At 64.4% G+C, this 12,508-nt stretch carries 14 protein-coding genes and 1 pseudogene; 7 read left to right on the forward strand and 8 right to left on the reverse strand.

Annotated elements, in window-relative coordinates; all coding sequences use genetic code 11:
- Window positions 1-40: 40 nt before the first annotated feature.
- Window positions 41-859: an MBL fold metallo-hydrolase gene (locus ACFVUS_RS27580; RefSeq protein WP_387772456.1), complete on the reverse strand. Its 819-nt coding sequence runs from the start codon at window positions 857-859 to the stop codon at window positions 41-43.
- A gap of 111 nt (window positions 860-970) precedes the next feature.
- Between ACFVUS_RS27580 and ACFVUS_RS27585 the strand changes: the two genes are divergently transcribed.
- A complete protein-coding gene (locus tag ACFVUS_RS27585) occupies window positions 971-1,576 on the forward strand; it encodes a helix-turn-helix domain-containing protein (RefSeq protein WP_387772459.1) in 606 nt (201 codons plus the stop codon).
- 47 nt (window positions 1,577-1,623) lie between these two features.
- Here the strand turns inward: ACFVUS_RS27585 and ACFVUS_RS27590 are convergent, their stop codons facing one another.
- Both ACFVUS_RS27590 and ACFVUS_RS27595 read right to left on the reverse strand, forming a co-directional pair.
- Window positions 1,624-3,147, reverse strand: a complete 1,524-nt coding sequence (locus ACFVUS_RS27590; RefSeq protein ID WP_387772462.1) for a catalase — start codon at window positions 3,145-3,147, stop codon at window positions 1,624-1,626.
- A gap of 107 nt (window positions 3,148-3,254) precedes the next feature.
- A complete protein-coding gene (locus tag ACFVUS_RS27595) occupies window positions 3,255-4,241 on the reverse strand; it encodes a TIGR03557 family F420-dependent LLM class oxidoreductase (RefSeq protein ID WP_387772465.1) in 987 nt (328 codons plus the stop codon).
- Window positions 4,242-4,509: 268 nt separating this feature from the next.
- Between ACFVUS_RS27595 and ACFVUS_RS27600 the strand changes: the two are divergent.
- A pseudogene (locus tag ACFVUS_RS27600) lies at window positions 4,510-4,608 on the forward strand (CsbD family protein); the annotation flags it as partial.
- Window positions 4,609-4,717: 109 nt separating this feature from the next.
- A complete protein-coding gene (locus tag ACFVUS_RS27605; RefSeq protein ID WP_387772468.1) occupies window positions 4,718-5,233 on the forward strand; it encodes a flavin reductase family protein in 516 nt (171 codons plus the stop codon).
- Here the strand turns inward: ACFVUS_RS27605 and ACFVUS_RS27610 are convergent.
- From ACFVUS_RS27610 to ACFVUS_RS27620, 3 genes are read right to left on the reverse strand one after another with little or no spacing between them, the layout of a single operon-like run.
- The gene (locus ACFVUS_RS27610) at window positions 5,220-5,366 is read right to left on the reverse strand and encodes a DUF1059 domain-containing protein (protein WP_387772471.1); all 147 of its coding nucleotides are present in this window, start codon (window positions 5,364-5,366) and stop codon (window positions 5,220-5,222) included. The two genes, ACFVUS_RS27605 and ACFVUS_RS27610, sit on opposite strands and share 14 nt — an antisense overlap.
- A 38-nt stretch (window positions 5,367-5,404) precedes the next feature.
- Window positions 5,405-6,649 (reverse strand): cytochrome P450, encoded by a 1,245-nt coding sequence (locus tag ACFVUS_RS27615; protein WP_387772474.1) that lies wholly within the window; start codon window positions 6,647-6,649, stop codon window positions 5,405-5,407.
- A 41-nt stretch (window positions 6,650-6,690) separates the two neighbouring features.
- On the reverse strand, window positions 6,691-8,043 hold the full coding sequence (locus ACFVUS_RS27620; protein WP_387772477.1) for a cytochrome P450: 1,353 nt from the start codon (window positions 8,041-8,043) through the stop codon (window positions 6,691-6,693).
- Between the two features lie 144 nt (window positions 8,044-8,187).
- Between ACFVUS_RS27620 and ACFVUS_RS27625 the strand changes: the two genes are divergently transcribed.
- The 4 genes from ACFVUS_RS27625 to mug are packed head-to-tail and all read left to right on the forward strand — an operon-like array spanning window position 8,188 to window position 11,498.
- On the forward strand, window positions 8,188-9,183 hold the full coding sequence (locus ACFVUS_RS27625; RefSeq protein ID WP_387772480.1) for an alpha/beta hydrolase: 996 nt from the start codon (window positions 8,188-8,190) through the stop codon (window positions 9,181-9,183).
- The gene (locus ACFVUS_RS27630) at window positions 9,180-9,935 is read left to right on the forward strand and encodes a helix-turn-helix domain-containing protein (RefSeq protein ID WP_387772483.1); all 756 of its coding nucleotides are present in this window, start codon (window positions 9,180-9,182) and stop codon (window positions 9,933-9,935) included. Before ACFVUS_RS27625 ends, ACFVUS_RS27630 begins: the two co-directional genes overlap by 4 nt.
- Window positions 9,936-9,981: 46 nt before the next feature.
- A complete protein-coding gene (locus ACFVUS_RS27635; protein WP_387772486.1) occupies window positions 9,982-10,863 on the forward strand; it encodes a sterol desaturase family protein in 882 nt (293 codons plus the stop codon).
- Window positions 10,864-10,922: 59 nt separating this feature from the next.
- On the forward strand, window positions 10,923-11,498 hold the full coding sequence (gene mug / locus ACFVUS_RS27640; RefSeq protein ID WP_387772489.1) for a G/U mismatch-specific DNA glycosylase: 576 nt from the start codon (window positions 10,923-10,925) through the stop codon (window positions 11,496-11,498).
- Here the strand turns inward: mug and ACFVUS_RS27645 are convergent.
- Both ACFVUS_RS27645 and ACFVUS_RS27650 read right to left on the reverse strand, forming a co-directional pair.
- Window positions 11,485-11,850 (reverse strand): hypothetical protein, encoded by a 366-nt coding sequence (locus ACFVUS_RS27645; RefSeq protein WP_387772492.1) that lies wholly within the window; start codon window positions 11,848-11,850, stop codon window positions 11,485-11,487. The two genes, mug and ACFVUS_RS27645, sit on opposite strands and share 14 nt — an antisense overlap.
- Before the next feature lie 3 nt (window positions 11,851-11,853).
- Complete coding sequence (locus ACFVUS_RS27650) at window positions 11,854-12,507, reverse strand: hypothetical protein (protein ID WP_387772495.1); 654 nt, start codon at window positions 12,505-12,507, stop codon at window positions 11,854-11,856.
- Window position 12,508: the final 1 nt, after the last annotated feature.

The following is a 12,508-nucleotide window of genomic DNA, read 5'->3' on the forward strand; positions in this document are numbered from 1 at the left end:
CGATCACTCTGCAGCTCGTGAACGACGTTCCCTGATTCGATCAGTCGATCGGTGTGGCGAGGTATTCCAGTGCGTAGCCTTCGCCGGAGGGGGAAACACGGGCGATGCCGGGGGAGTCGAGGTGGGCTCCGGCGACGAAATAGTTTGGGCGGGTTAGCTGCTCGAGCAGAATTGCTCGAGCGGCTCGCGCCTGGGATTGGTCGCCGTCGAACTCCCAGGACACCTTCGGCTGATCGAATTGCAGCGTCGGGACATGCACGGTGTCACCCCAGATGAGGAGATGGCCTGCGCTGCTGGTGATTTCGTAGACGGTGTGGCCGGGGGTGTGGCCCGGGGTCGGGATCGCGGTGGTCCAGTCGTTGAGCGCCACCTGCTCCGATACGGGTATAACGCGGTCGCGGATCGGCTCGAGGCGTCCGGTGAACACTGCGGCGTCGCCCGCGCCGATCCATACCCGCTCGAGCTTGGTGAAAGCCTCCGAACCGTCCGGCGCGATCAGGCCGCTCACGTGGTCTTCATGGTTATGGGTGATTGCCACATCGGTGATCTCGGCGCGGTCGACGCCTGCTTCGTCGAGCGCCTTGTAGATCAATCCCATGGTCGGGTCGTGCCAGTTGTCGGACGCGCCGGTGTCGACGAGAACTGACCGCGTGCCATCGGTGACATAGAAGGCGTTGACCGATAGTCGCAGGTTGTCGCCGATGAGTGGCACGGCGACCGGCACCTGGGGGAGTGGGCGTCCTTCCCCGTCGCGCAGGCGCGTCGGCGGCATGTCGATGTATCCGTCTCGCAGCGAGATCACTTGCAGCTCACCGAATTCGAAGCGGGCATGATGCTGGCCGGCCGAGATCAAACGCATGGAAACTCCATCAGGTGGATGCGAATCGTGTGTCTTCAATAGAAGACTGTATCTTCTTTAGAAGAACCATACACTGTGAACGGTGCCCACATCCATCGATCTAGGAGTCCGGTGACCGAGCAAGACGACAACGCGCTCGACCCGCAGCACGATGACGACCTCGCCGGTGCGTTCGGCATCAACCTGCGCCGCCGCCGCGAGGACGCGGGCCTGACACTCGAGCAGCTGTCCACCCGCTCCTCGGTCAGCCGTGCGATGCTCTCCAAAGTCGAACGCGGAGAAAAGAGTCCGACGATCGGCGTCGCCTCCAAGATCGCCCACGCGCTCGACGCGTCACTCTCTGATCTGATCGGTGGATCGACTGCCGCATCCGGCGTGGCCGTTGTCATGCGCAGGAACGAACGCGCCGTATTCCGCGACCCGGAAACAGGTTTCGAGCGCCATATGGCCTCACCTGTCCCGGGCGCGGGCGCCGCCGAGATGATCGTCCACTATCTCCCGGCCCAGATCTCCACCGGTCTGCTGCCCGCGAATCCGCCGGGTACTGAGAAACAACTCATGGTGCTCGCGGGCACCCTCACCGTCTTGATCGGCGGACTCACCGAAACCCTGAACGCGGGCGATTCCCTGTTCATGCGGGCCGACGCCGACCACGGCTTCGCCAACCGAACCGGCGACCCCTGCGAATACATCATGTTCATCTCCCGCAGAACCTGATTGTCTGCGGGAGACCGTCGAATGCGTTCCGGCGGAGCCGCTTTCGGCTATGCCTTCATCTGCGCTCCGGAGCGGGCGGGATTCGCCTGCTGCTCGGCTTTGGGATCGAGCTCATCCTGCTTGGCCTGCACACCGGCCTCGATCCGGTCGCCGAGACTCTTGTCGACATTGCGCCAGTATTCGAACGCCCGGGTCAGCACATCGGCACCGACCCCGTTGAGCAGGTGTCCGACGATATTGTCGACCAGCCGCTCCCGCGCGGCGTCGTCGAGGACGGTGCGAACCATGGTGCCCGCCTGGCCCCAATCGTCATCGGCAGACCGCAAAGTGTATGCGGTGCGCACCATTTCACCGTCGGTGTGCCAGCCTGCCACCGGTCCGGACGCTTCGGGATCCGCGTGCGGGCCGCCCTTCGAGTTCGGTACGTACACCGGATCGGAGACATTGGTGTAGCGCATCTGCCCGTCCTTGGAGTACGAGCGGGCGGGCGCGGCGTGCGGCGAATTCACGGGCAGCAGTTTGTAATTCGCGCCGATGCGATGGCGATGAGCGTCCGGGTAGGAGAACCAGCGGCCGAGCAGCATCTTGTCGGGGCTGGGCCCGGTGCCGGGGACGGCGTTGCTTGGCTCGAAGGCCGCCTGCTCGATTTCGGTGTGATAGTCGGAGGGGTTGCGGTTCAAGGTCATACGCCCGACCTCGATGAGGGGATAGTCGTCGTGCGGCCAGACCTTGGTCAGGTCGAAGGGGTTGAACCGATACGTTTTCGCGTCCTCGAACGGCATGATCTGCATGTGCAGCGTCCAGCTCGGGTATTCGCCGGAAGCGATGTGCTCGAACAGATCTCGCGTGTGATAGTCGGTGTCCATGGCGGCCATTTGGTCGCCCTCGTCCTGGGTGAAGAACTCGATGCCCTGATCGGTCTTGAAGTGGTATTTCACCCAGAATCGTTCGCCTGCCGCGTTGTACCAGAGATAGGTATGGCTGGAGTAACCGTTCATATGACGCCAGGTGCGGGGGATGCCGCGGTCTCCCATCAGCCAGGTCACCTGATGCGCGGATTCCGGTGACAGCGTCCAGAAATCCCACTGCATATCGTGATCGCGGAGATTGTTGTCGGCCCGCCGCTTCTGTGAGCGGATGAAGTCCTGGAATTTCATCGGGTCACGCACGAAGAACACCGGGGTGTTGTTGCCGACCATATCGAAATTGCCGTCTTCGGTATAGAACTTGAGCGCGAATCCGCGTGGATCACGCCAGGTATCCGGGCTGCCGCGCTCGCCCGCCACCGTGGAGAATCGGGCCAGCACCTCGGTCTTCTTACCCGGTTGCAGGAAATCGGCGCGCGTGAAGGCGCTGACGTCGTGGGTCACCTCGAAGACACCGAACGCTCCACCGCCTTTGGCATGCGGTTGCCGCTCGGGTACGCGCTCACGATTGAACTGCGCCATCTTCTCGATCAGATAGGCATCGTGCAGCAGAATCGGTCCGTCGGGTCCGACGGTCAGCGAATGCTCGTCACTGGGAACCGGAATTCCGGCATCGTCGGTCGTGTTGTTGCGCTCGATGGACATGTCCCTCCTCGCAGGGGCTGCTTTTCGGGATTTCCAGTGGATCGGTATTGCGGAGCCGCGTGCACCCACCGGGGTCGTCATAGCGCACATGCCCACTGGAATCGATTTCAAACATTCACACCGTCTGCGGCGCGGAGTTTCGCCAGCAACGGACCGACGGCCTCGGCGAGGAATCGATCCTGCTGTTCGTCACCGATCTGGACCAGGGCGAGGTCGGTGAATCCGGCGTCCTGATACGGACGTACCGCGGCGACAATCGCATCGAGATCAGGACCGCAGGCGAGCGAGTCCGCCACATCCTGCGGACGGACGAACTGCGTCGCGGCGGCGAAAGCGGCCGGCGTGGGCAGATTCGAGTTGACGTCCCAGCCGCCCGAGAACCATCGAAACTGTTCGTGTGCGCGCGCAATCGCCTTGTCGCGGTCGGTATCCCAGCTGATCGGCAACTGACCCGTCACCCGGGTCGTCGGCGCGCCGGATCGCGCGCTATGCCACGCCCGGACCAGTTCCGCATCGGGATCGGTGGTGATCATCTCATCGGCCAGCTCGGCGAAGCGCCGCACCGACCGCGCCCCGGACACCGCGACCGCGAGTGGCACCGGCTCACGGGGCAGGTCCCAGAGTTTGGCGGCATCGACCCGATACCAGTGTCCGTGCCGACTCACGGTCTTCCCGGAGAACAGCTCGCGAATGAGGCCGATCGCCTCCTCGAGCCGATCCTGACGTTCGTCGAGACCCGGCCATCCCGCCCCGACGACATGCTCGTTGAGGCTCTCACCGCTGCCCAACCCGAGGGTGAATCGGCCTTCGGCGAGAATCTGCAGGGTCGCGGCCTGCTGCGCGACGACCGCGGGGTGATAGCGCATGGTCGGGCAGGTCACGTAGGTCATGAACGGGATGCGCTCGGTCGCCTGCGCGACGGCTCCGAGCATCGTCCACGCGTGCGGCGCATGACCCTGCTCCTCGAGCCACGGCGAATAGTGATCGCTGCTGACCAGAAAATCGAACCCCGCCCGCTCGGCGGCGACGGCATAGCGCACCAGTTCGCGCGGCCCACTCTGCTCGGTCATCAGGGTGTATCCGAATCGGGTCATACCCCGGCCCCTCCACTCGATTGATGGACATCGAGGGGCTACCCGCTCGCGAACGAACATATCGATGATCGGACCGAGCCGGTGCGATTGAAAGCGATGCTGGCGGGTACTGGCTGAGCAATCACCCGGGTCATGACTGAGTTCAGCGAGCATCGCCCCCAACGCTCGATGACGGTCAGGAGCCGGACATGGCACAGCCCACGAACGGGGATTTCACCGTGACCCTGACCTTGACGGAGTGACTGCGGTGCCATGAGCTGCTCAAAAGGCGCAGCGCGATGCCGCCAAGAAGGAGGCCGAGGCTGAGAAGGAGCGTTCGGCGGCCGAGTTGGAGGAACAGCGCCAGCGCGCCCATCAGAATCGGTAGGGCGTGAGGAAGACCCTCGGGTTGATGAGGCGGTGTCAATGGCGACACCGTTCCCGGCCGCACACCGGGTGCGACCGTTCGAACGGCTGGAAGGGATCGGTGACCTGCAATGCCTGGTTCAGCGGAAGCAGTGAACGCGGACTTCGATGCTGTTGTGGCACAGTCCGATTACCCGATGTGGGTGGTCACCACCGTGGCTGACGGGCAACGCTCGGGTTGTCTGGTCGGGTTTGCTTCTCAGGCCAGCATCGAACCCCGGCGGTTTCTGGTCTGTCTCTCCAAAGCCAATGACACGTATCGCGTCGCGGGAGGCGCGACGCATGTGGCGGTCCACCTGCTCACCGCTGATGCTCTCGCCATCGCTGAGCTATTCGGTACCGAAACAGGTCCGGAGATAGACAAATTCGAGCATTGTGAATGGTACGAGGGACCTCACCGGCTGCCGATCCTGGCGGCGGCCTCGGCTTGGTTCGCTGGAAAGATAATGCACCGCAGCGATTTCGGTGACCATGAAGGCCTGCTGGTCAGTCCGGACGCGGCCGGTGCATCACGTCATGGCGCAGCGGTCCTTCGTTATGGTGACGTGGCGAACCTGAAGCCGGGGCATCCGGTCAGTAAGCGATGAACAGGATTTCGTCGCGGGTGTAGTTGTGGTCCGGGTGCTTCTCGGCCAGGTGTGCCTGGGTTTTCGTCACCAGGTCCTCTTCGTCGGTGCCGCGGATGTATTCGCCGCAGGGGCAGGCGAGGCGGGTTTTCATCGGGTGGTCTCCTTCAATGTCGTCAATTCTGCTGTGCCTCAGTCATACCGGACTTGCCAGTGTTTGATGCCGTTGATCCAACCAGAGCGCAGTCGCTGCGGCTCGGCGAGCTGGGACAGGTTGGGCATGGCATCGGCGATGGCATTGAACATCAGGTCGATCTCGAGGCGCGCCAGGTTCGCCCCGACGCAGTAGTGCGCTCCGGTGCCGCCGAAGGCCAGGTGCGGGTTCGGGTCGCGCAGGATATCGAAGTCGAAGGGGTTCCCGAACGCCTCTTCGTCGAAATTGGCTGAGCCGTAGAACAATCCGAGTCGCTCTCCCGCGCGGATCCGTTGTCCGCTGAGCTCGGTATCGGCGGTCGCGGTGCGCTGGAACACCGTCACCGGGGTCGCCCAGCGCACGATCTCATCGGGTGCGGTGCGCGGGCGCTGCCGCCGATAGAGCTCCCACTGGTCCGGATTGTCGATGAATGCCTTCATGCCGTGCGTGATGGCATTGCGGGTGGTCTCGTTCCCCGCGACCGCGAGCAGGATCACGAAGAACCCGAACTCGTCCGATCCCAGCGCTTCTCCGTCGAGGTCGGCATGCACGAGCTGACTGACGATATCGTCGACCGGATCGGCGCGGCGCTGCTCGGCCAGATTCCAGGAGTAGCCGAGCAATTCCACCGACGCGGTGGTCGAGGCGTCGGTGGTGGTGGCGTCGCCGTATTCGGGATCGTCGTAGTTGAGCATCATGTTGGACCACTCGAACAGCTTGCGGCGGTCGGCCTGTGGGACGCCGATGAGTTCGGCGATGGCCTGCAACGGCAACTCGCATGCCACCTGCTCGACGAAATCGCCACTGCCATCGCGCTTGGCCGCGTGCACGATGGCCGCCGCCCGTTCGGTCAGGGCGGCGCGCAGCCCTTCGACCGCGCGCGGGGTGAACCCTTTGGAGATGATGCGCCGAATCTTGGTGTGCTTGGGCGGATCCATATTCAACAGCAGTGCGCCGGTGAGCTCGATCTGATCCACGGTCACCGCACCGGGCAATCGAATGACAGATCCCTTGCGCTGCGCCGAGAAGAGCTCGGCATTGCGCGAAATCGCCTTGATGTCCTCATGTTTGGTGACGACCCAGTACCCGCCGTCGCGGAATCCGCCGGAGTTCTCATCGGTCTGGGCGTTCCACCACACCGGTGCGGTGCGGCGCAGTTCGGCGAACTCGCGCACGGGTTTTCGAGATTCCCAGAGCGCCGGATCGGTGAAATCGAATCCGGTGGGGATGGACGGCGCGGGCACAGCTTCCTCCTGAAAGGCCGACGTCATTGTGGACCGGGGGACTAGCGCTGTCGACGGCGATAGCGGACGCGACACGGCTGTTGCAGCTGCACCACCATCTTGGAGTGGTCGTTGCGGTAGCTGTCCGACGGCTGGGCGAGCTCGAATTCCCAGTCCCGCAACAGAATCGAGAAGATCGCCTTGAGCTGCATGAGCGCGAACGGCGCGCCGACGCAGCGATGCCGACCGGCGCCGAAGGGAATCCAGGTCCAGCGGTTGACGATGTCATCCTGACGCGGATCGAGGTAGCGGGCGGGATCGAAGGCGTCCGGCTCCGGGAAATCCTCGGCGATCCGATTGGAGATCGCGGGCGTCGCGGCGACCATATCGCCTGGCGCGATACGGTTTCCGCACACCTCGAACTCGCCGCGCGCGATGCGCATGAGGATGATCAGCGGCGGATGCAGCCGCAATGCCTCCTTCAGCGAGGCCTCCAACTGCGGAATCTGGCGCAGCGCATGATGACTGACCTCCGAGCCGTCGGCGTACAGCTCGTCGAGTTCGGCCACGACCCCCGCCAGCGTCTCGGGGTGGCGCAGCAATTCGATGATCGTCCAGGCCGCGGTCCCCGACGTGGTGTGGTGCCCGGCGAACATCATCGAGATGAAGATGCCGGTGATCTCACTGGCCGAAAACCGCGGCGTGCCATCCTCATTCGGCACCGAGATCAGGATGTCGAGCATATCGCGCTCGTCCTTGCCGGTCGGCGGGTTCGCCGTGCGCTCATCCATGATCGCCTGCACCAACTCCACCAGTTTGACGCGAGCCTCGTCGCGCCGACGGAAACTGTCGATCGGAGCGTAGGGATCCACATACGCGAGTGCGTCGGTGCCCTGTTCCAGCTCGTGATACAGATGCGCGAACCGGGAGTCGAGTTGATTGCGGAACTTGACCCCGATCAAACAGGCAGACGAGGTGTAAATGGTCAGCTCGGCAAAGAATTCGAGCAGATCGATCTCACCCTCGTCGTCCCAGCGGGAGAGCATCTGGTCGACCTCGCGGGCAATGGTGACCGCGTGCCCACGCATGTGATCCCCGCGCAGCGCCTGATTGTGCAGCATCTCCTTGCGGCGCTCGGGCGGCGCGTCGAACACCACCCCCTCCCCGAAGATCGGCTTCATGAACGGGTACGCCGCGCCCTGATCGAGATCCTCATCGCTTGCGCGGAAGAAGAATTCGTTCGCCTCGGCCCCCGACAGCAGAATCACATCGCGACCGGCGAGTTCGAAGGATCCGACATCGCCGCACTCCTGCCGCACGCGCCGCATGAGCTCGATCGGATCGGTCCGGAACTCCTCCAGGTGCCCGTGTTCGCCCGCGCCCCCGGAGACCCGCCGCGGCTTGACCTGTGTCATTGGAAATCCTTCCCGGAATACCTGCCCAGACCTGCTTTGGACATGTGTCCGGACAGTACTATGGTTCGAGACGTGCGACAAGATGTGGCAGCCGGAACGAGTTCTATTTCGTGGTAGCGTCACCGCACCTTCGGGAGGTTCGGAATGAAGATCAGCGACGCGATGATCGACCGGCAGTTGCGACGCACCGGGATGTTGATCCGCCGGTTCTCAGCGCCGCCCACCGAGCGGCGATTGCGCAGGCTGACAAGACTTGTCGATACCGTGGTGCCGCTGGCGCGCATCGGGGTCTCCAGGACGATGCGGGTGCGCGAGGTCGGTATCGACCGCGCCGACGGCACTCGTTTGCGGGTGCTGATCTACTCGCCGCGCACTCTCGCCGCCAATGCAACGGGCGTGCTCTGGCTGCACGGTGGCGGCTACTTCCTCGGGCGGCCCGAACAGGATGTGGCGGTGTACCGCCAGATGGTTCGTAACACCGGGTGCGTCATCATCGCCCCGGACTATCGGCGCAGCGTCGAAGAGCCGTATCCGGCAGCCCTCGATGATGGATACACCGCGCTGATCTGGCTGCGCGACAACGCGATTCGACTCGGCATCAACCCCGACCAGCTGGCCATCGCGGGGGAGAGCGCGGGCGGCGGACTGACCGCCGCGCTGACCCTGCTCGCCCGCGACCGCGCGGAGGTGAATATCGCCTTCCAGATGCCGATCTATCCGATGATCGACGATCGGGTGTGCACCGAGTCCGCCCGCGACAGCGACGCCCCGCTGCTCGATACCGCCACCCTGATCGGCGCATGGCAGCTGTATCTACGCGATCTGCATGGCACACAAGGGGTTCCGATCTACGCCGCGCCGGCCCGCGCGACAGATCTGCGGGGGCTCCCGCCGACCTTCACCTATGTCGGCGACCTCGAGCCGTTCCGCGACGAGACGATCGCCTACGTGGACGGACTGCGCGCGTGCGGCGTGCCGGTCGATTTCGAGATCTATCCCGGCTGCTGGCACGGTTTCGATCGTCTGGTCCCGCGCGCCCGGGTGAGCCGACAGGCGATGAGTTCACGCGAACGCTGGCTCAGGCACGCGATCGCCACCTATTTCGCCGCACAGCCGGGCGAGCGCCAAGAGCTGGCGTGAGCCGGAGTGATTGCCCGGACGCCCGATGGCGGGGCGAGGTCCTGCTGCGCCCGGGTGTGCTCGCCTTCGGTGGATCGATCGGGCCGACCGGCGTGCATGCCCACCACGCCGTTCAGGTGATGATCAGTGCCGGTCAGGTCACCGTGGCCGGTGCCGACGCCGAGTACACCGGTACCCGGACGATCATCCCCGCTGATGCGCCGCACCGGATTCTGCACGGTGCGGCGTCCGGGGTCGTGGTATTCCTCGATCCCGACAGCGTCGCCGGACGTGCGGCGACGGAGAGAGCCCGAACCGCCGGATGGTCCGATGGGTCAGCGTGGCCGTTCGATCCGGATGCGTCGGTAGCCGCGACCACCGCCGATGTATTGCGGAATCTGGCACCGTCTGGAGACGCAGCGCCCCGGGCGGAGCGTCATCCGGCGGTGGCCGCCGCACTGGACCTACTGCCGGGTGCTGTCGCGTCCGGGACCGTTCATACCGCCGATCTCGCTGCCCGCGTTGGTATTTCGGCAAGCAGGCTCACCCACCTGTTCACCGGCGAAGTGGGTTTGCCGTTGCGCCGCTATGTGCTCTGGCTGCGATTGATGATCGCGAGGAACGCGGTGGCCGACGGCGCGGACCTGACCACCGCCGCGCATGCGGCCGGGTTCGCCGACAGCGCCCACCTGACCCGCACATGCCGTGAGACTTTCGGTTTACCGCCTTCGGCCCTCAGCCGGAATCTCGCCTGGCATCACGACGAGCCATAGCCGAATCGTTCAAGCGGTTCAGGTGACGAGCCAGCACGCTCAATCCATGGACACCACGACAACGACCCTGGTACAACGGATTACCCGATACGCCTATGTGCCGTTCATGCTGCTCGGACTCAACGGGCTCGGAATCCTCCTCGCGGGCTCGGGGGCTCCGAAGTACTGGCTGCTCGCCATTCTCGCCGTCGCGATCGGGGCGTCATTTCTGGCCGAGCGAATCATCCCGTATGAGGGGGAGTGGAACCACGACCTCGGTGACAGTCGCCGAGACCGTATCCATGCGGTGGTCAATGAATCCCTGATCCTGGTCAGCGTCGCCGCCATTCCCGTACTCGCCGCGATCGTTCCGGCGCCGGAGCTCTGGCCGGACGGTCTGCCCTTCGCCGTCCAGGTCGTAATCGCCATCCTGATCGCGGATTTCGGCATCACCACCGTGCACCTGGCCAGCCACAAGATCGGGCTGCTGTGGCGATTCCACGCGGTGCATCACAGCGTGACCCGCTTCTATGGGCTCAACGGGTTGATGAAGCATCCCCTGCATCAGACCATCGAGATGGTCGCGGGTGTTGCGCCGCTGATTCTGATCGGCCTGCCGCTCGGGGTCGCCTCCGCACTCTCGCTCGCCGTCGCGATCCAGTTGCTACTCCAGCACTCCAATGCCGACTATCGCGTGGGCCCCGCCAAATATCTGCTGGCCCTGAACGAAGGACACCGATTCCACCATCTCAAATGGGCGGGCATCGGAGACGTCAACTTCGGTCTGTTCACCCTGCTCTGGGATCACCTCTACCGCACCTACTCCTACGATCCCGAGCGCCGCTTCACCACCGAGCAACTGGGCATGGCGGCCAAGCCCGATTATCCGGTCGATTACACCCGCCAACTGATCTATCCGTTCAAACCCACCGGACGCTTCACACCCTAGAGCTGTCGAGGTCGCGCCCCGGAGCAACTGCCCGGCCGGGGACGCGGCAGACTGGGCGGATGGGTTCAGGTTCGTCAGCTCGGCCGTCGCCCGCGGATCTGGCCGCGGCACAGGACAAGACGCTGCCCGATGTGATCGGTCCCGGCCTGCGCGTGCTGTTCTGCGGAATCAATCCGGGTCTGTGGTCGGCGGCCACCGGACATCACTTCGCTCGTCCGGGAAATCGGTTCTGGCCGGCACTGCACCGCTCCGGCTTCACACCGCGCCAATTGCGGCCCGACGAACAATGCGAACTGCTCGAGCTCGGCTTGGGGGTCACCAATGTGGTCGCGCGCACGACCGCCAAAGCCGATGAACTGACCGCCGACGAGCTGCGCACCGGCGGTCGTGCCCTGGTCGATCGTGTCGAGCGGCATCAGCCCCTGGTGCTGGCCGTACTCGGGATTGGTGCCTACCGCACGGCTTTCGGTCATCCGCGCACCACGATCGGCCCCCAAGCCGAGAGAATCGGTGACACCGCGGTGTGGGTACTACCCAACCCGAGTGGACTCAACGCCCACTACACGCTCGACGCTCTCGCATCGGAATTCCGCACACTGCGTGAGACGGTCGAAAGTGACTTCAGTGCAACGTAGTTGGTGATTCGACTATTCGATCGTGTACAGGCTTCGCGGATCGGGTGAACGTCATGGCAAGTAGTGCCAGGACCGTCAGGATCAGGACATGTGCGGTGAGCATGACCAGCATGGGAAGCACGAACCCCTCGTTGGTGAGGGTGCCGTGGTCGCCGACGCAGTAGAGGGTGTAGTTCGTCGAGGTGCCTTCGGAATCATGGAAAGTGTCCGACACGACCATGGGCTCGGTGCCGGAGGAACAGAACAGCGGTGCCGTGAGCTCGGCCTCGCCGGGCCAGATCGCTACGGGCACAACGATACTCAGGGTGCCGGCGAATATGCCGGTCGCAAGGGCTGCGGCTAGGCGTGGCATCGGCTATACCTGCTGGACTCGGAGGAAAGCCCCGGTGTGGTCGAATTCGGCGACCGCTTCCGAACGGGCGGAGACGATGTTGGCCACGATGCGGATGTCGCGGCCGAAGCGGCTCACCACCAGCGCGGTGACCTGGCCGTCGGGGATACCGCTGCGGGTACGCGCGGTGTCGACGATGTCTTCGATTCGGGACAGTCCGGGAACCTCGCCGATGGTGAAATTCTCGGCGTCGAGGTCATCGAAAGCAGATACTCGCGCCGGGGTCGGGGCACTGAGATCGCCGAGCGTAAACGAGTAGTCGTCCATCGTGCGCGATGGCCCGGGCGGGCGGACACGCATGCGAACGGTGGGCTCGCGGGCGGTGAAGTCGCCTCCGGACAGGAACCTGGTCACCTGGGTCGGCTGATTGTTCAGAACGAGACGGAACCCGCTGGAGTTCGGCGCGGTGAGCAGCACGACGTTCACGGTGGGGTCGGCCACCCCGATCGCCCGGCCCAATGCGGCAACGGCAGCCGCGGGCAGCGCGCTGACCAATCCACCACCGCGCGTTCGAATCCGGTCCTCGAAGTCCGCGCGGTCCACCGCGCCGATGCACGCGCTGGTACCGCAGACCACGGCCGCGCAGAGCATGATGCGGAACCAGTTGCCACGGTGCATG

Origin of the sequence: Nocardia sp. NPDC058058 (assembly GCF_042885355.1) — a bacterium.
Taxonomy (GTDB): domain Bacteria; phylum Actinomycetota; class Actinomycetes; order Mycobacteriales; family Mycobacteriaceae; genus Nocardia.